The 16,946-nt window shown below is 71.3% G+C and carries 14 protein-coding genes; 13 read left to right on the forward strand and 1 reads right to left on the reverse strand.

Annotation, left to right across the window (positions count from 1 at the left end):
• Positions 1-27 precede the first annotated feature (27 nt).
• The 4 genes from AB0389_RS17380 to AB0389_RS17395 all read left to right on the forward strand — a co-directional run bounded on the left by AB0389_RS17380 (position 28) and on the right by AB0389_RS17395 (position 4,755).
• Entirely contained in the window at positions 28-1,377 is a 1,350-nt protein-coding gene (locus AB0389_RS17380; protein ID WP_366396259.1) for a DUF6716 putative glycosyltransferase, read from the forward strand.
• 52 nt (positions 1,378-1,429) lie between these two features.
• On the forward strand, positions 1,430-2,701 hold the full coding sequence (locus AB0389_RS17385) for an acylneuraminate cytidylyltransferase (protein ID WP_366396260.1): 1,272 nt from the start codon (positions 1,430-1,432) through the stop codon (positions 2,699-2,701).
• Positions 2,702-2,711: 10 nt separating this feature from the next.
• Positions 2,712-3,641: an N-acetylneuraminate synthase family protein gene (locus AB0389_RS17390; protein ID WP_366396261.1), complete on the forward strand. Its 930-nt coding sequence runs from the start codon at positions 2,712-2,714 to the stop codon at positions 3,639-3,641.
• A gap of 85 nt (positions 3,642-3,726) precedes the next feature.
• Positions 3,727-4,755 carry a hypothetical protein gene (locus tag AB0389_RS17395; RefSeq protein ID WP_366396366.1) on the forward strand — a complete coding sequence of 343 codons (1,029 nt, stop codon included), beginning with the start codon at positions 3,727-3,729 and terminating at the stop codon, positions 4,753-4,755.
• Between the two features lie 116 nt (positions 4,756-4,871).
• Here the strand turns inward: AB0389_RS17395 and AB0389_RS17400 are convergent, their stop codons facing one another.
• Positions 4,872-5,891, reverse strand: a complete 1,020-nt coding sequence (locus AB0389_RS17400) for an amidohydrolase family protein (protein ID WP_366396262.1) — start codon at positions 5,889-5,891, stop codon at positions 4,872-4,874.
• 154 nt (positions 5,892-6,045) lie between these two features.
• Between AB0389_RS17400 and AB0389_RS17405 the strand changes: the two genes are divergently transcribed.
• The 9 genes from AB0389_RS17405 to AB0389_RS17445 all read left to right on the forward strand — a co-directional run bounded on the left by AB0389_RS17405 (position 6,046) and on the right by AB0389_RS17445 (position 16,927).
• Positions 6,046-7,119 (forward strand): helix-turn-helix domain-containing protein, encoded by a 1,074-nt coding sequence (locus AB0389_RS17405; RefSeq protein WP_366396263.1) that lies wholly within the window; start codon positions 6,046-6,048, stop codon positions 7,117-7,119.
• A gap of 251 nt (positions 7,120-7,370) precedes the next feature.
• On the forward strand, positions 7,371-8,276 hold the full coding sequence (locus AB0389_RS17410) for an endonuclease/exonuclease/phosphatase family protein (protein ID WP_366396367.1): 906 nt from the start codon (positions 7,371-7,373) through the stop codon (positions 8,274-8,276).
• Between the two features lie 194 nt (positions 8,277-8,470).
• Positions 8,471-9,742 (forward strand): amidohydrolase, encoded by a 1,272-nt coding sequence (locus AB0389_RS17415; RefSeq protein ID WP_366396368.1) that lies wholly within the window; start codon positions 8,471-8,473, stop codon positions 9,740-9,742.
• Between the two features lie 136 nt (positions 9,743-9,878).
• On the forward strand, positions 9,879-10,937 hold the full coding sequence (locus tag AB0389_RS17420) for a BMP family ABC transporter substrate-binding protein (protein ID WP_366396264.1): 1,059 nt from the start codon (positions 9,879-9,881) through the stop codon (positions 10,935-10,937).
• Between the two features lie 229 nt (positions 10,938-11,166).
• Positions 11,167-12,711: an ABC transporter ATP-binding protein gene (locus tag AB0389_RS17425; RefSeq protein WP_366396369.1), complete on the forward strand. Its 1,545-nt coding sequence runs from the start codon at positions 11,167-11,169 to the stop codon at positions 12,709-12,711.
• Positions 12,708-13,859 carry an ABC transporter permease gene (locus tag AB0389_RS17430; protein ID WP_366396265.1) on the forward strand — a complete coding sequence of 384 codons (1,152 nt, stop codon included), beginning with the start codon at positions 12,708-12,710 and terminating at the stop codon, positions 13,857-13,859. The genes AB0389_RS17425 and AB0389_RS17430 overlap by 4 nt, the downstream gene beginning before the upstream one ends.
• Entirely contained in the window at positions 13,856-15,133 is a 1,278-nt protein-coding gene (locus AB0389_RS17435; protein WP_366396266.1) for an ABC transporter permease, read from the forward strand. The genes AB0389_RS17430 and AB0389_RS17435 overlap by 4 nt, the downstream gene beginning before the upstream one ends.
• Positions 15,130-15,570 carry a cytidine deaminase gene (locus tag AB0389_RS17440; protein WP_366396267.1) on the forward strand — a complete coding sequence of 147 codons (441 nt, stop codon included), beginning with the start codon at positions 15,130-15,132 and terminating at the stop codon, positions 15,568-15,570. The genes AB0389_RS17435 and AB0389_RS17440 overlap by 4 nt, the downstream gene beginning before the upstream one ends.
• A gap of 79 nt (positions 15,571-15,649) precedes the next feature.
• Entirely contained in the window at positions 15,650-16,927 is a 1,278-nt protein-coding gene (locus AB0389_RS17445; protein ID WP_366396268.1) for a thymidine phosphorylase, read from the forward strand.
• Positions 16,928-16,946: the final 19 nt, after the last annotated feature.

Consider the following 16,946-nt stretch of genomic DNA (forward strand, 5'->3'; position numbering starts at 1 on the left):
ACGAAATGGCTTCCTAACGTCCGTGTCGTGCCTTCATCCACCAGCGGAGCGGTCCGGGTCGCCGTACTCGCCGACTCCGACACCCGATGGAAATGGGGCGCGCTGACCGCGCGCCGCATTTCCACGGACAGTTCCCACGGCTCCGTCGAGCTGAGTGGCTTCCTGCTGCGCGGCCGGGCCACCCCCACCGCCCGCCAGCTCGACGAGGTCGGCGCGGCGGCGGACGCCCTGCGGGAGGTCACCGGCATCGGGTTCCTGAAGGAGCTGCGCGAGGGCGCGTACGACGTCGTCGTGCTGGCCCTCGTCGGCGGCGCCGTCCAGGCCATGCTGCACGGGATCGCCGCGCTGGGGCTGGAGAAGCGGCCCGTCGTCGTCACCGGCTACGTCGGCGTCGTCTACGAGAAGCTCTCCGACGGGCTGCTGCTGCGGCACGGCGCGGACATCGTCCTCGCCAACTCCCGTTACGACGCACAGCGGTTCCGCGGCGTCTACGCGGGCGTCGGCGCCGACGCCTCCGCCGTCACCGAGGCGGCGCTGCCGTTCCTCGGCGGCGAGCGCTACCGCGCCGAGGAGGGCCGCGACACGCTCGTCTTCGCCGCCCAGCCCTCCGTCCCCGCCACCCGCGCCGACCGCGCCTACCTGCTGCGCCGCCTGGTCGAGCACGCCCGGCTGCACCCGGGCCGCGAGGTGCTGCTGAAGCTGCGCTCCAAGCCCGGCGAGCACACCACGCACGTCGAGGAGTTCCCGTACCAGAGGCTCGCCGAGAAGACGCCCGGCGGTCTGCCCCCCAACTTCCGGCTCGTGTACGGGAACATGGGCGAGGTCCTCGACCGGACCGACCTGCTGGTCACCGTCTCGTCCACCGCCGCCCTCGAAGCCCTCCACCGGTCCGTCCCGACCGCGATCCTCACCGACTTCGGGATCCGCGAGCCGCTCGGCAACCACCACTTCCTCGGCTCCGGCTGCCTGGCCTCCTGGGACCAGCTGGACGGCGGCGGGCGCCCGCGCGCCGACGCCGTCTGGGCCGACCGGCAGGGCGTCGCCGCCGACGGTACGTACGCCACCGCCTTCGACGAGGCCCGCGCGCACCTGGCGAAGCTGCTGGAAACCCGGTCCGCCGGGCCCGGCGCCGGACTCCCGCCGCTCGCCCCGTACTACACGGCCACCACCGCGCCCGGCTATCTGCCGGGGCTGCTCGCCCGCTACCACCTGGCCGCCGACGGGACCGCGCTCGCGTCGTCCCGTACGGCCAGGGACGAGCCGGCCGGCGGGCTGCGGCGCGTGGTGCGCGAGGCGGTACGGGGAGCGGCGCGCGGCGCGTACCGGCACGGCGTGCAGCGCGTGGCCCCCGTCATCCGCCGGATGGGCGAGCTGTGACCCGAGCCGTGACCCGCCCCGGCGCAGACCGCCAACCATTCAAGGAGAACTCATGACCGTCCTCGCGGTGATCCCCGCACGCGGCGGATCCAAGGGCGTCCCCGCCAAGAACCTCGCGCCCGTCGGCGGCGTCCCGCTGGTCGTCCGCGCCGTCCGCGCCGCCCTGGCGGCCCGGCACGTGACCGACGTCGTCGTCTCCACGGACGACGCGGCCATCGCGGACGCGGCCCGCGGCGCCGGCGCCGAGGTCGTCCTGCGGCCCGCCGCCATCGCGGGCGACACCGCGACCAGCGAGGCCGCAGTCCTGCACGCCATGGACGCGTACGAGGCGATGCGCGGCGCGGTCGCGGAGGTCGTCCTGCTCGTCCAGGCGACCAGCCCGTTCCTCACCGCCGGCGACCTGGACGGCGTGGTCACCGCCGTCACCGAGGACGGCGCCGACACCGCGCTGACGGTCGCGCCGGCCCACGGCTTCCTCTGGCGCGAGACGGGCGGCGCTGAAGCGGCCGACGGCATCGGCGTCAACCACGACAAGGCGAACCGCCCGCGCCGCCAGGACCGCGAGCAGGAGTACCTGGAGACCGGCGCCGCCTACGCGATGCGCGCCGACGGCTTCCGCACCGCGCGCCACCGCTTCTTCGGCCGCACCGCGCTCGTACGCACCGACGCCGGCCGCGTCCTGGAGATCGACGACCCGCACGACCTGGCCCGCGCCCGCGCGCTCGCGCCGCTGGTCGACCCGCCCACACTGCCGGCGCGCGCCGACATCGACGCCGTCGTCCTCGACTTCGACGGCACACAGACCGACGACAAGGTCCTCATCGACGCGGACGGCCGCGAGATCGTCGCCGTACACCGCGGCGACGGACTCGGCATCGCCGCGCTGCGCCGCTCCGGGCTGAAGCTGCTCACCCTCTCCACCGAGCGCAACCCGGTCGTCGCCGCCCGCGCCCGCAAGCTCGACATGCCCGTCCTCCACGGCATCGACCGCAAGGACCTGGCGCTCAAGCAGTGGTGCGACGAGGAGGGCATCGCGCCCGACCGCGTGCTCTACGTCGGCAACGACGTCAACGACCTGCCCTGCTTCGACGTGGCCGGCTGGCCGGTGGCCGTGGCCGACGCGCACGGATCCGTACGGTCCGCCGCGCGCGCCGTCACCACGACGGCCGGCGGCGAGGGCGCGATCCGCGAGATCGCGGCCTGGCTGCTTGGCCCCACCCTCCGCACCACCACCGGTCCGGCTCCCACCACCGGTCCGGCTCCCACCACCGGTCCGGCTCCCACCACCGATTCCACCCTTTCCACCCCCACCCCCAACATCTAAGGACAGTTCCATGAGCACCAACGCCACCACCTCCCGCCTGCGCACCCTCGGCACGCGGACCGCGGGTCCCGGCCGGCCTGTCTATGTCACGGGTGAGATCGGCATCAACCACAACGGCGACCTCGACAACGCCCTCGCCCTGATCGACGTGGCCGCCGACGCGGGCTGCGACGCGGTCAAGTTCCAGAAGCGCACGCCGGAGATCTGCACCCCGCGCGACCAGTGGGACATCGAGCGCGACACCCCCTGGGGCCGGATGACGTACATCGACTACCGCCACCGCGTCGAGTTCGGCGCGGACGAGTACCGCACCATCGCCGAGCACTGCGCCAAGCGCGGCATCGACTGGTTCGCCTCCCCGTGGGACACCGAGGCCGTCGCCTTCCTGGAGAAGTTCGACGTCCCCGCCCACAAGGTCGCCTCCGCCTCCCTCACGGACGACGAACTGCTGCGCGCCCTGCGCGCCACCGGCCGGACGATCATCCTCTCCACCGGCATGTCCACGCCGAAGCAGATCCGCCACGCGGTCGAGGTCCTCGGCAGCGACAACATCCTGCTCTGCCACGCCACTTCGACGTACCCGGCCAAGGCCGAGGAGCTCAACCTGCGGGTGATCAACACCCTCCAGGCCGAGTACCCGAACGTCCCGATCGGCTACAGCGGCCACGAGACCGGCCTCCAGACCACGCTGGCAGCCGTCGCCCTCGGCGCCGCGTTTGTCGAGCGCCACATCACCCTCGACCGCGCCATGTGGGGCTCCGACCAGGCCGCCTCCGTCGAGCCGGGCGGCCTCACCCGCCTCGTCCGTGACATCCGCACCATCGAGGCGTCCCTCGGTGACGGCGTCAAGAAGGTGTACGAGTCGGAGCTGGGCCCGATGAAGAAGCTGCGCCGCGTCACGGGCGTCGTCGCGGAGCCGGCCGAGCCGGTCGCGGTCTAGCGCCATGACCGCTGAAGGTGGGGACCGTACACGCACCCGCGATTCCGCACACGCACAAGCACACGCACAAGCACCCGCACCCGCGATCGCCTTCGTGGAGAGCCCGGTTCAGCTGCTCAACGTGCTGGAGTGGGCGGACGCGAGCGGTACGGGTGAGGAACTGATCCTGGTCGTCCTGTCGCCCACCGACCCCATGTCGCGCGGCCAGCTCCGCCGGATGGCCGAGCTGGCCCGCGACGCGGGTTTCGCCGTGCGCTGGCAGGAGGCGCGCGGCGGCGCGGGCGCGCCGCTGAAGACGGTGCGCGAACTGGCGCCGCTGCTGCGCGCCAGCGACCGGATCGTCATCGGCGACCCGTTCTCCCGCTACGTACAGCTGCTGCTGACGCTGGTCGGCGGCAAGGAGCTGACGATCGTCGACGACGGTACGGCGACGATGGAGTTCATCGCGCAGATCGCGCGCGGCGAACGGCTGGTGCGCTGGCACCGGCGCGGCAGCCGCTCGCCCCGGGAGCTGGTCCTGGCGCCCGTCACGGCGGTCGCCCGCCGCCGGCTGACACCGTCGGCCGCCCGTACGGTCGAGGTCTTCACCTCGATGCCGGTCGAGGAGGTGCCTGACGGCATCACCGTGACGGCCAACGACTTCGCCTGGACGCGCGCCACCTTCGGCCCGCCGCGTATCTCGGCGGGCGCGGACATGGTCGGCACGTCGCTGGTCGAGACGGGCGTGGTCGACGCGGACCAGTACACCGCGGCGGTCATCGCCCTGGCCCGCACGCACAACGCGACGCGCTACTTCGCGCACCGCCGCGAGAACGTCGACAAGCTCCACAAACTGCACGCGGCGACCGGCCTGGAGATCGTCCGCCCGGACCTCCCGCTGGAACTGATAGCGCGCCGCGGCCCGATCGGCCGGACGATCCTGAGCTTCCCGTCCACCGTGGTCCACACCCTCCCCCTGGCCCTGGCGGGCACGGGCGTACGGGTCGCGGTCTGCGACATAGCCCCGGAGTGGCTCCGCGAAACGGCCTCCCCCCGCGCCCACGGCTTCCTGTCGGTCGTCACGGGCACGGCCCGCGACGTCCACCGCCTCCCGCGCCTGCCCTCGCCCGCGTAACCCGGAACGGCACCGCGCGGCGTAACCCGCGACGCACCCGCGACGTAACCCGCGACGCACCCGCGACGGCACCACCCGGCCGGCCCGTCACCTTCCCGGTGGCGGGCCGGCCGCCGTTACACGTCCAGACGGTAGAAACTCGCCGCTGTCCCGGCGAAGAAGGCCCGCCGTTCGGGCTCCGAGCACCCCTTGGTCATCAGCTTGAAGGCGTTGCAGACGTTGACGAACGGACCGGAGCTGTCCATCGGCAGGTTGCTCTCGAACATGCACCGCTCCGCCCCGAAGGCCTCGATCGCGGTCTCGACGTAGGGCCGCCACTGCTCGGCGAGCGCCCCCGACGGGAACGGCGGGTCCGCCCGGAACGACGGGAAGGCGCTGAGCATGGTGCCGAGACCACCCATCTTGATCTTGACGTTCGGATTCGTCGCGACGGTCTCCACATCGGCTTTCCACTGGCCGAAGAACTCGTGCATACGCCCCGCGTAACGTCCGGAACCGAGCGGCTGCCCCACGTGGTTGAGTACGATCTCCGTCCCCGGGAAAGCGCGCGCGAGGTCATGTACGTCCAGCAACTGCGGCGCGAGGACAAAGGCGTCGAAGGTCATTCCGAAACCGGCGAGCCGCGCGAAGCCCCGGCGGAAGTCGTCGCGAGCGTAGAACCGGGGACCGAGGTCCGCGAGCCATCCCACGAGCGACGCGTCCTCGTCCCACATACCGCCCTGCCGGACTCCCCGGAACCGCTGTGGCGCGGCGGCCATGTGCGCTTCGAGAACGCGGTCGACCCGGTCGCCGAGCGTCAGATCGGCGTAGGAGACTATCCCGGCGCCGATGCGGCAGTTCCCGTAGAGGCCGCTCGCCGACATCGCTGCCTGGCCGTTCAGGAACTCGGTCTCCCCGACCGGCTTGAGCTCCTCGGGGCCGTCCGCGCGGTACATCGCGGAGGACTGCACACACACCGAGGCGATGACGTTGTGCCCTCCGCCGACGGCGTCGGCGTACTCGTCGACGAGGTAGCGCGTCGGCGGCCCCAGGACGTCGGGGCCCGGCTTTCGGCGGTCGCTCAGGTGGTGGTGGGAATCGATGATCGGGAGTGTGGGGTCCAGAATCTCTTCCGGAACCGGCTCAGTAGTCGTCATTGCGCCTTCCTTCCGCGCATCCGATGTGCGCTCAACTCGCGTCAGAAAAGAGTAGATCGATGGGTGCGTCACGCACTCGAACCACAGCGCCATCCGAATGGAACATCGGCGCCACGGCACATAGTCCTGTCAACGCAAGGTGGATGAGTCTGCGATGAAAAACACCGGAGTGCGGATAAGCAGAGCGCTCGGGGCGTTCTCTCTGAATTCCACCGTCCCGAATTCAGCGGCGCGCGGTTTCGGTGCCTTCGGGCGCCAATGGGAGACGCGGCTGGGTGAATTCGGACCGCCGGACCCGGACCCGGACCCGGACCCGGACCCGGACCCGGACCCGGACCCGGACCCGGACCCGGACACGGCCCCGGACGCGGCCCCGACGGATGACCAGCGGGTCAGAATGCGCGGCGTCAGGGTGCGCGACGTGGCGATCATCGACCTGCGCGGCGTTCGGACCGGCCGGGGCGTGGGCACCTCGTCCCATGTCGAGGACCAGGTACGGATGTACGTGACGAGGCGCGGCGCGCTGACGCTGAGCCGGCGGCCCCCGCACGGCGAACGCACCGTACCGGCGGGCCAGTTCCTGCTCGGGCACTTCGGACCGCCGCCGCGCTTCGAGACGGCACCGCACACCGCGGCGAAGGTCCTCCTGCTGCCTCCCGCGATGCTCACACCCCTGCTCGGGGACCGGATCATCAACGGGACCGCCGGCTCGGCCGAGATGCGTCTGTTACTGGCCCACACGAACATGATCCACGCGACCGTGTCCGACCTCGGCCCGGCCGGTGTGCACGCCGTCCGCGGCACCCTGATCGAACTGGCCAAGGCGGTGGCACTGCGCCGGTTCGACGACGCGGAACCACTGCTGGCGCCCGCGCTCACCCAGGCCGCGAAGGATCTCGCGGACAGCCACCTCACCGAGCCGGAACTGTCCACGACGATGCTGGCCGGCAGACTCGGCGTCTCCGTGCGCACGCTGCAACGGGCATTCGCCTCGGCGGGAGAGTCGGCGACGGCCTACATCCGCCACCGGCGCCTGGAGGAAGCCCGGCGCGCCCTCACCGCCACGCCCGGCCGGCCGGGCGTCTCCGAACTCGCCGCCTACTGGCATTTCGCCGACAGCAGCCACTTCACCCGGGCCTTCAGAAAGCGCTACGGCCAGACACCCACCGAATACACCCGCTCGGCCGGACCGGACAATCGCCGGCCCGAGGGCCCCGCGGACGACTGAACCGCGTTCGGCGGGTGACACGTCCTGGGGAGTGAGGGCAAGCGGACGGGAGAACCACGGTGGAGCAGGTGCGCGAAGGCAGGGGTACGGCGTCGAGGGTGCGGGCGGCGCTCCGGCGGGCAGGGCCGGGGGCTCCGGGCGAGGGCGAGGCGGGGGCTCCGGGCGAGGGCGGGACGCAGGACACGGCGGGGGACGCGGCGGGGGACACGGAGGGCCGGCCGGTCAGGACGCGGGGGCGGGGGCGGGGGCGGGTGCTCGCCGGGCTCGCGGTGCTGACGGCCGCGCTGTTGGCGTTCCACCGGGCCGTGCCCAACTCCGTTGGCCGCCTGGGCAGTCTGCTGGAATCGTTCCTGCCGTGGCTCGGCCTCACGGTCGTGGTGCTGCTCGCCCTGGCGCTGTTGCGCCGCTCGGCCCTCGCGCTGGTCGCCCTGCTCCTGCCGGCGGCGGCCTGGACGTACCTCTTCGGCGGACTGCTCCTGCCCGGGCCGGAGCCCGGCGCGCGCGATCTGCTCGTCGTGCAGCACAACGTCAGCGACGAGAACACCGACCCGGCGGGCACCGCCCGCGCGCTGGCCGACGCCGCACCCGATCTCATCGGGCTGGAGGAGCTGGTGCCTCCCGCGCTGGCGGTGTACGAGAAGACCCTTGCCCCGGAGTACCCGTACCGCGCGGTCCTGGGCACCGTCGGACTCTGGTCGAAGCATCCGCTGACCGGCACCCGGCCGCTGGACATCAGACCGAAGGGGATCGAGGAGGGCTGGAGCCGCGGGCTGCGCACCGTGGTCCGTACTCCGCACGGCGAGATCGCCGCGTACGTCGCGCACCTGCCCTCGATCCGTATCCGCGCGAGCGGCCTCGCCTCAGGACCGCGCGACGAGAGCGCCCGTCTGCTGGGCAGGGCTGTCGCCGCCGAGGAAGTGAAGGCGGTGATTCTGCTGGGCGATCTGAACAGCACGGTCGAGGACCGTGGGCTGGCCCCGCTGACCTCGCGGATGAACGCCGCAGAACGGGGCTTCGCCCTCAGCTTCCCCGCCACGCTGCCGCTGGCCAGGATCGACCAGGTCATGGCCCGCTCGGCAACCGTCGGTCACATCCGCACCCTGCCCGCCACGGGCAGTGACCATCTGCCGGTCGCCGCCCGCGTCACCCTGGACTGAGGCGATCCCGGCCGGACCGGTCGATATCGACCAGGTGACCGGCCCCATCGGGGCAGAAAACGGCTGGTATACCCGCAGCCAGTGATCGCCATGCACGGCCGCAGCGGATTTCTTCCCCTGAGCGGCTGAAATTTTGTTGATCCATGCCTGGTTGATCAGTGAAGGGGCCTACTCTTCAACAGGTGAGCCAGCTGATGTCCCGTGAGTCCACAACCGACCGCTCCAGCGAGGAGGCGTCCGCCGAGACGTCCGCCGCCGCCGCGCTTCCCGGCGCTCTGCCGGACGAGCTGCGCGCCGAGCTGATCGCCTTCCGCCGGGATCTGCACATGCATCCCGAGCTGGGCAACCAGGAGTTCCGCACGACCGCCGCGATCAAGAGCCGGCTGGAGCGCGCCGGGCTCGCGCCGCGCGTGCTCGACACCGGTACGGGGCTGATCTGCGACATCGGGATCCGGGACGGGGCACGGGACGGCGTACGGCCCGCGCGGCCCATGCTCGCGCTGCGCGCCGACATCGACGCCCTGCCCATCCCCGACACCAAGACGGGCGTCCCGTACCGCTCCACCGTGCCCGACCGGGCGCACGCCTGCGGGCACGACGTACACACCACCGCCGTCCTCGGCGCCGGGCTCGTGCTGGCCGAGCTGGACCGGCAGGGACTGCTGCCCCACCCCGTACGGCTGCTCTTCCAGCCCGCCGAGGAGGTGCTGCCCGGCGGCGCCGCCGACGCCATCGAGTCGGGCGTGCTGGACGGCGTCGGCTCCATCATCGCCGTGCACTGCGACCCGCGCGTCGACGCCGGGAGCATCGGGCTGCGCCCCGGGCCGATCACCTCCGCCTGCGACCGGCTGGAGATCACCCTCGACGGCCCCGGCGGCCACACCGCCCGCCCGCATCTGACCACCGACCTGGTCACCGCCGCCGCCAAGGTCGCCACCGAGGTCCCCGCGCTGCTCGCCCGCCGGGTCGACGCGCGCTCGGGCCTGGCCGTCACCTGGGGCCGGATCGCGGCCGGCCACGCCTGCAACGTCATCCCGCAGCACGCCGAGCTGTCCGGCACCGTCCGCTGCCTCGACCTGCCCGCCTGGCGCGACGCGCCGGACCTGGTGCACGCCGCCATCGACGAGGTCGCCGCGCTGTACGGGGCGAAGACCGTGATCGACTACGTCCGGGGCGTGCCGCCGGTCGTCAACGACCCCGCCGTCACGGAGCTGCTGCGCGCCGCGCAGACCGCCCGCCGCGGATCGTACGCAATCGAGGACACCGAGCAGAGCCTCGGCGGGGAGGACTTCTCCTGGTACCTGGAGCGGGTCCCGGGCGCGATGGCGCGCCTCGGTGTCCGGCGTCCCGGCAGCCAGGATCGGTATGACCTGCATCGCGGGGATTTCGACGTCGACGAGCTGGCGATCACGGCCGGTGTGGAGCTTTTCACCGCCGCCGCGTTGATCGACGGCAACCGGTTGTAATCGGCCATGACATCTTCTGTTCGCGACGATCCGATAACGGCTTCCGTACGGGTCTTTACCTGACATCTACGCGCGTTACGATCGCCGCGAAACCAGCGCCGGAAGAGGCGCTTCGGTCAGGTTGAAGGAGCCCCTCTTGCGTCGGATCACCAGGATCGCCACGCTCTGTATCGCCTCGGCGGTGGCGCTGACCGCCACGGCGTGTGGCAAGACCTCGTCCTCGTCCTCCTCCGGCGACAGCAGCTCCGCCGGTACCAAGGAGACCGCCGCCATCGCGTACGACGTCGGCGGACGCGGCGACCAGTCCTTCAACGACGCCGCCTACGCGGGTCTGCAGAAGGCCGAGACGGACCTCAAGGTCAAGGGCGTCGACTCCGAGCCCTCCGACGGCGAGTCGGACGCCGACAAGGTCCAGCGCCTGACGGAGCTGGCCCGCGGCGGCAACAACCCCGTCATCGGTGTCGGCTTCGCCTACGCGCCCGCCATCGACAAGGTCGCCAAGAAGTTCCCGAAGACGACCTTCGGGATCATCGACGACGCCTCGGTCACCGGCGCGAACATCGCCAACATGGTCTTCAACGAGGAGCAGGGCTCCTACCTCGCGGGCGTCGCCGCCGCGAAGACCACCAAGACCGCCACGGTCGGCTTCATCGGCGGTGTCGAGACCCCGCTGATCAAGAAGTTCCAGGCCGGCTTCGAGCAGGGCGTCAAGGACACCGACCCCAAGGTCAAGGTCCTCTCCCAGTACCTGACCCAGCCGCCGAACTTCGACGGCTTCTCCAAGCCCGACCTGGGCAAGGCCGCCGCGCAGGGCCAGCTCGACAAGAAGGCCGACGTCATCTACGCCGCCGCCGGTCTGGCCGGCTCCGGCTCGATCGAGGCCGTGTCGAAGGCCGGCAAGTGGAACATCGGCGTCGACTCCGACCAGTACAACCAGAAGGGCCTGGCCGACTACAAGGACTCGATCCTCACCTCGGTCACCAAGGACGTCGCGGACGCCGTCTACAACCTGATCAAGTCCGTCCAGGACGGCAAGCCCGAGTCCGGTGAGATCCGCTACGGCCTGGACAAGGACGGCGTCGGCCTGGCCGACTCCAACCCCGCGTACACCAAGATGACCGACGTGGTCGCCGCGGTGGAGAAGGCGAAGAAGGAAATCATCGACGGCAAGATCACCGTCAAGACCACGCCGTAACCGGAGGGACCGCGCGCCAGGTCCTCCCACTGTCGGCCGATCGCCGGACGGGCCCTACCGCCCGTCCGGCGATTTCCGGCATACCGTGACGACACACCGACGTGCTCTCCCACACCGCCTCCACCGTCTCCACTCCTTTCCCCGCCAAGGAGAGTGCGTCATCAACGCGTCCAGCAGTCCGCCAGAAGCCGCAGGCCAGCCGCCCACCACGGGCAGCCCCGCCGTCGAGCTGCGCGGCATCACCAAGCGCTTCCCCGGTGTCGTCGCCAACCACGACATCGACATCACCGTCCGCAGAGGCACCGTCCACGCCCTGGTCGGCGAGAACGGCGCCGGCAAGTCGACCCTGATGAAGATCCTCTACGGCATGCAGAAGCCGGACGAGGGCACCATCACCATCGACGGCACGCCGGCGGCCTTCGCCACCCCCGGCGACGCCATCGCGCGCGGCATCGGCATGGTGCACCAGCACTTCATGCTCGCCGACAACTTCACCGTCCTGGAGAACGTCGTCCTCGGCGGCGAGAAGCTGTACGGCATCGGCGCCAAGGCCCGCAAGAAGATCCAGGAGATCTCCGACGCGTACGGTCTCGGCGTCCGCCCCGACGCGCTCGTCGAGGACCTCGGGGTCGCCGACCGCCAGCGCGTCGAGATCCTCAAGGTCCTCTACCGCGGCGCCCGCATCCTGATCCTCGACGAGCCCACCGCCGTCCTCGTACCGCAGGAGGTCGAGGCGCTCTTCGACAACCTCCGCGAGCTCAAGGCCGAGGGCCTCACCGTCATCTTCATCTCGCACAAGCTGGGCGAGGTGCTCTCCGTCGCCGACGACATCACCGTCATCCGCCGCGGCACGACCGTCGGCACCGCCGACCCCGCCGGCACCACCACCAAGCAACTCGCCGAGCTGATGGTCGGCAGCGAACTGCCCTCGCCCGAGACCCGCGAGTCGACGGTCACCGACATCCCCACACTCACCGTGGACGGACTGCGGCTCACCGCCACCGACCCCGACGGCGCCGTACGCGAGGTGCTCGACTCCATCACCTTCACCATCCACCGCGGTGAGGTGCTCGGCATCGCCGGCGTCGAGGGCAACGGCCAGACCGAACTGATCGAGGCGCTGATGGGGATGCGCGACCCCGACGGCGGCACCATCACCCTCGACTCCGCCGACATCTCCCACGCACCCACCCGCAAACGGCGCGAGGACGGCATCGGCTACATCCCCGAGGACCGGCACCGGCACGGCCTGCTGCTGGAGTCGTCCCTCTGGGAGAACCGCATCCTCGGCCATGTCACCGAGACGCCCAACAGCCGCCGCGGCCTGCTCGACCCGCGCGCCGCGCGCGCCGACACCGTACGGATCGTGCGCGAGTACGACGTCCGTACCCCCGGCATCGAGGTCACCGCGGCCTCCCTGTCCGGCGGAAACCAGCAGAAGCTGATCGTCGGCCGCGAGATGAGCCACAGCCCCAAGCTGCTCATCGCCGCGCACCCGACCCGCGGCGTGGACGTCGGCGCGCAGGCGCAGATCTGGGACCAGATCCGCGAGGCGCGCCGCGAGGGCCTCGCCGTCCTGCTGATCTCCGCCGACCTGGACGAGCTGATCGGGCTCTCCGACACCCTGCGGGTCATGTACCGCGGCCGGCTCGTCGCCGACGCGGACCCCGCCACCATCACCCCGGAGGAGCTGGGCTCCGCCATGACCGGCGCCGCCACCGGTCACCTGGAGGCACCGGAAGCGGCCGAGACGGCGGAGGACGACGCCCGATGAAGAAATTCGACAAGGACAGGCTGATCCTGGGCGTCGCCGGTCCGGCGCTCGCCATGATCGTCGCGTTCGCCCTCACCACCGTGGTGCTGCTGGCCTCGGGCAAGGACCCGTTCCGGCTCTACCAGCTGATGTCCGACTCCGCGCAGTACGTCGATATCCAGGTCCTGATCATCAACCAGGCCGGCACGTACTACCTGGCCGCGCTCGCGGTCGCCGTCGGCTTCCGGATGAACCTCTTCAACATCGGCGTCGACGGCCAGTACCGGCTCGCCGCCATGATGGCCGCCCTCGTCGGCGCCAACGTCAACCTCCCCGGACCGCTCCACATCGCACTGATCGTGATCGTCGCGATGCTGGTCGGCGCGTTCTGGGCGGGCATCGCGGGCATCCTGAAGACGACGCGCGGAGTGAGCGAGGTCGTCGCGACGATCATGCTCAACGCCATCGCCACCAGCCTGATCGCCTGGCTGATCCAGCCGGCGAACCTCGGCGTCCAGCCCGCCGGCTCCAACAACCTGACCACCGGCATCATCCCGGAGTCCGGCTGGTTCCCCGGCCTCTCCCTCGGCGCCGAGGCCGGTGACATCTACGGCTTCACCTTCGTCGCCGTCGCCTGCGGCATCGTCTACTGGTTCGTCCTCGGCCGCACCCGCTTCGGCTTCGACCTGCGCGCCACCGGCGCCAGCGAGAGCGCCGCACAGGCCTCCGGCGTCGACGCCAAGAAGATGACCCTGACCGCGATGCTGATCTCCGGCGGGGTCGCCGGGCTCGTCGGAATGCCGACCCTGCTCGGCGACTCCCACACGTACAGCCTGGACTTCCCGGCCGGTATCGGCTTCTTCGGCATCACCATCGCCCTGCTCGGCCGGAACAACCCGGTGGGCATGCTCTTCAGCGCGCTGCTGATCGCCTTCCTGGACAAGACCTCCGCCTCCCTCGACCAGTTCGGGTACGAGAAGGAGATCGCCACGATCATGCAGGGCCTGATCGTGATCGCGGTCGTCGTCAGCTACGAACTCGTCCGCCGCTACGGGATCCGCCGCCAGCAGCAGAAGGTCGGCGAGGAACTCGCCGCAGGCGGCGCCCTCACCACCGAGGCCCACCCCGACCCGTCCGACCAGACCGAGAAGGAGGGGTCCGCGCTGTGAGTACGAGTACGAACACGAGCACCGTCTCTGCCACGAGCGCCGCACCCAGGAAGAGCGGCGGACGCCCGACGTTCTCCGTGCCCGTCATCCTGCTGATCGTCGCGGGGGCGCTCGCCCTCGTCTCGCTCGTACGGCTGATCAGCGGCGCCGACGACATCACCTCCGTCGGCCAGGTCGCCGGCGCCCTCGAACTCGCCATCCCGATCGGCCTCGCCGGCCTCGGCGGTCTGTGGGCCGAGCGCGCGGGCGTCGTCAACATCGGCCTCGAAGGCATGATGATCCTCGGCACCTGGTTCGGCGCCTGGGCCGGCTACCAGTGGGGCCCCTGGACCGGCGTCCTCGTCGGCATCCTGGGCGGCTGCCTCGGCGGACTGCTGCACGCCGTCATCACCGTCACCTTCGGCGTGAACCACATCGTCTCCGGTGTGGCCATCAACATCCTCGCCGTCGGCGTCACCCGCTACCTCTCCAACTACGCCTTCGACGGCGTCGAGGGCGGCTCCACCAAGCAGTCCCCGCGCATCGGCTCCATCACCGAGATCACAGTCCCCGGACTCGCCGACTGGATGGCGACCCTCCAGGGGAAACACTGGTTCCTGATCTCCGACCTCGCGGGCATCGTCGGCGGCTTGGTCACCAACCTGTCGCTGCTCACCGTCGTCGCGCTGCTCCTGATCCCCGCCACCTGGTGGATCCTGTGGCGCACCGCGTTCGGACTGCGGCTGCGCTCCTGCGGTGAGAACCCGGTCGCCGCCGAATCCCTCGGCGTCAACGTCTACAAGTACAAGTACATCGCCGTCGCCGTCTCCGGCGGACTCGCCGGACTCGCCGGCGCCTTCCTCGCCATCGTCTCCACCGGCATCTACCAGGAGGGCCAGACCGGCGGGCGCGGCTACATCGGCCTCGCCGCGATGATCTTCGGCAACTGGATGCCGGGCGGCATGGCGCTGGGCGCCGGGCTCTTCGGCTTCACCGACAGCCTCAAGCTGCGCGGCGGCGCCGAGAACGTCCACGCGATGCTGCTCCTGCTCGCGATCCTGCTGGTCATCGCCGTAGCCTGGCAGCTGTACAAGAAGAAGTACGTCCCCGCCGCCATCTCGGCGGCCGTCTCGGTGCTGCTCTTCGTCTGGTACGGGCTCACCGACCAGGTGCCCAGCCAGTTCGTCGACGCCGCGCCGTACGTCACGACGCTGCTCGTCCTCGCGCTCTCCGCGCAACGGCTGCGGATGCCGAAGGCCGACGGGATGCCGTACCGAAGAGGGCAGGGCAAATGACCGTGACCGCCGTGGACACCGCCGCCGTCGACTGGGACGCCCTGCGCGCCGCCGCCCGCGACGCCATGACCCACGCGTACGCGCCGTACTCGAAGTACCCGGTCGGCGTGGCCGCCCTGGTCGACGACGGCCGTACGGTCACCGGCTGCAACGTCGAGAACGCCTCGTACGGCATCGGGCTCTGCGCCGAGTGCGGCCTGATCTCCGCCCTCCAGCTCGGCGGCGGCGGCCGGCTCACCCACTTCACCTGCGTCGACGGCGCGGGCGAGGTGCTGGTGCCGTGCGGCCGGTGCCGGCAGCTGCTGTACGAGTTCGGCGGCGCCGAGCTGATCCTGGAGACCCCGGACGGCTTCCGGACCATGGCCGAGATGCTCCCGCAGGCCTTCGGCCCGGGACACCTCGACGCCGGTCGCCTCGACGCCGGCCGCCTCCACTGAGCCCGGTCCCGGGGAGAGCCGCGATCCGGCTCCCCCGGGGCCGCCGTAATACCGAACCAATCCACGCGTAAGGACCACCATGGACGTCATCTCCGTCATCCGCACCAAGCGCGACCGGGGCGAGCTGAGCCCGGAGCAGATCGACTGGGTGATCGACGCCTACACGCGCGGCGAGGTCGCCGACGAGCAGATGTCGGCGCTCGCGATGGCGATCCTGCTCAACGGCATGAACCGCACCGAGATCGCCCGCTGGACCGCCGCCATGATCGCCTCCGGCGAGCGCATGGACTTCTCCGCGCTGTCGCGCCCGACGGCCGACAAGCACTCCACCGGCGGCGTCGGCGACAAGATCACCCTCCCGCTGGCCCCGCTGGTCGCCGCGTGCGGCGCCGCCGTACCGCAGCTCAGCGGCCGGGGCCTCGGCCACACCGGCGGCACCCTCGACAAGCTGGAGTCCATTCCCGGCTGGCGGGCGCTGCTCTCCAACGAGGAGATGCTGTACGTCCTCGACACCACCGGCGCGGTCATCTGCGCGGCGGGCGACGGGCTGGCCCCGGCCGACAAGAAGCTGTACGCGCTGCGTGATGTCACCGGCACGGTCGAGGCGATCCCGCTGATCGCCTCCTCGATCATGTCCAAGAAGATTGCCGAGGGGACCGGCTCGCTGGTCCTGGACGTCAAGGTCGGCACCGGCGCGTTCATGAAGACCATCGAGGACGCCCGCGAGCTGGCCTCCACCATGGTCGGCCTCGGCACCGACCACGGCGTGAAGACCGTCGCCCTGCTCACCGATATGGCCACCCCGCTCGGCCTGACGGCCGGCAACGCCCTGGAGGTCCGCGAGTCCGTCGAGGTCCTCGCGGGCGGCGGCCCGGCCGACGTCGTCGAACTCACCCTGGCGCTCGCCCGCGAGATGCTCGACGCGGCGGGCCTGCCCGACGCCGACCCGGCGAAGGCGCTGGCCGACGGCTCGGCGATGGACGTCTGGCGCCGGATGATCGCGGCCCAGGGCGGCGACCCGGACGCGGACCTCCCGGTCGCCCGCGAACAGCAGATCATCACGGCCCCCGCCACCGGCGTCCTCACCCGCCTCGACGCCTACGGAGTCGGCGTAGCCGCCTGGCGCCTCGGCGCGGGCCGCGCCCGCAAGGAGGACCCGGTCCAGGCGGGCGCCGGCATCGAGATCCACGCCAAGCCCGGCGACCGCGTCACCGAGGGCCAGCCCCTGCTGACCCTGCACACGGACACCCCGGAGAAGTTCGCCTACGCGACGGAGGCCCTGGCGGGCACGTACGACATCGGCGCACCGGGCACGGCGTTCACGGCGGCGCCGGTGGTGCGGGAACGTATCGCCTGACGCGGGTCTGGCGCGGGTC

Origin of the sequence: Streptomyces sp. NPDC093109 (genome assembly GCF_040701725.1) — a bacterium.
In the GTDB taxonomy this organism is placed as follows: domain Bacteria; phylum Actinomycetota; class Actinomycetes; order Streptomycetales; family Streptomycetaceae; genus Streptomyces.

Coding starts and splice junctions, on each gene's coding strand:
- AB0389_RS17390 (WP_366396261.1), top strand. CDS start 2,712: ATGAGCACCAACGCCACCACCTCCCGCCTGCGCACCCTCGGCACGCGG.
- AB0389_RS17405 (WP_366396263.1), top strand. CDS start 6,046: ATGAAAAACACCGGAGTGCGGATAAGCAGAGCGCTCGGGGCGTTCTCT.
- AB0389_RS17415 (WP_366396368.1), top strand. CDS start 8,471: ATGTCCCGTGAGTCCACAACCGACCGCTCCAGCGAGGAGGCGTCCGCC.
- AB0389_RS17430 (WP_366396265.1), top strand. CDS start 12,708: ATGAAGAAATTCGACAAGGACAGGCTGATCCTGGGCGTCGCCGGTCCG.
- AB0389_RS17385 (WP_366396260.1), top strand. CDS start 1,430: ATGACCGTCCTCGCGGTGATCCCCGCACGCGGCGGATCCAAGGGCGTC.
- AB0389_RS17445 (WP_366396268.1), top strand. CDS start 15,650: ATGGACGTCATCTCCGTCATCCGCACCAAGCGCGACCGGGGCGAGCTG.
- AB0389_RS17440 (WP_366396267.1), top strand. CDS start 15,130: ATGACCGTGACCGCCGTGGACACCGCCGCCGTCGACTGGGACGCCCTG.
- AB0389_RS17400 (WP_366396262.1), bottom strand. CDS start 5,891: ATGACGACTACTGAGCCGGTTCCGGAAGAGATTCTGGACCCCACACTC.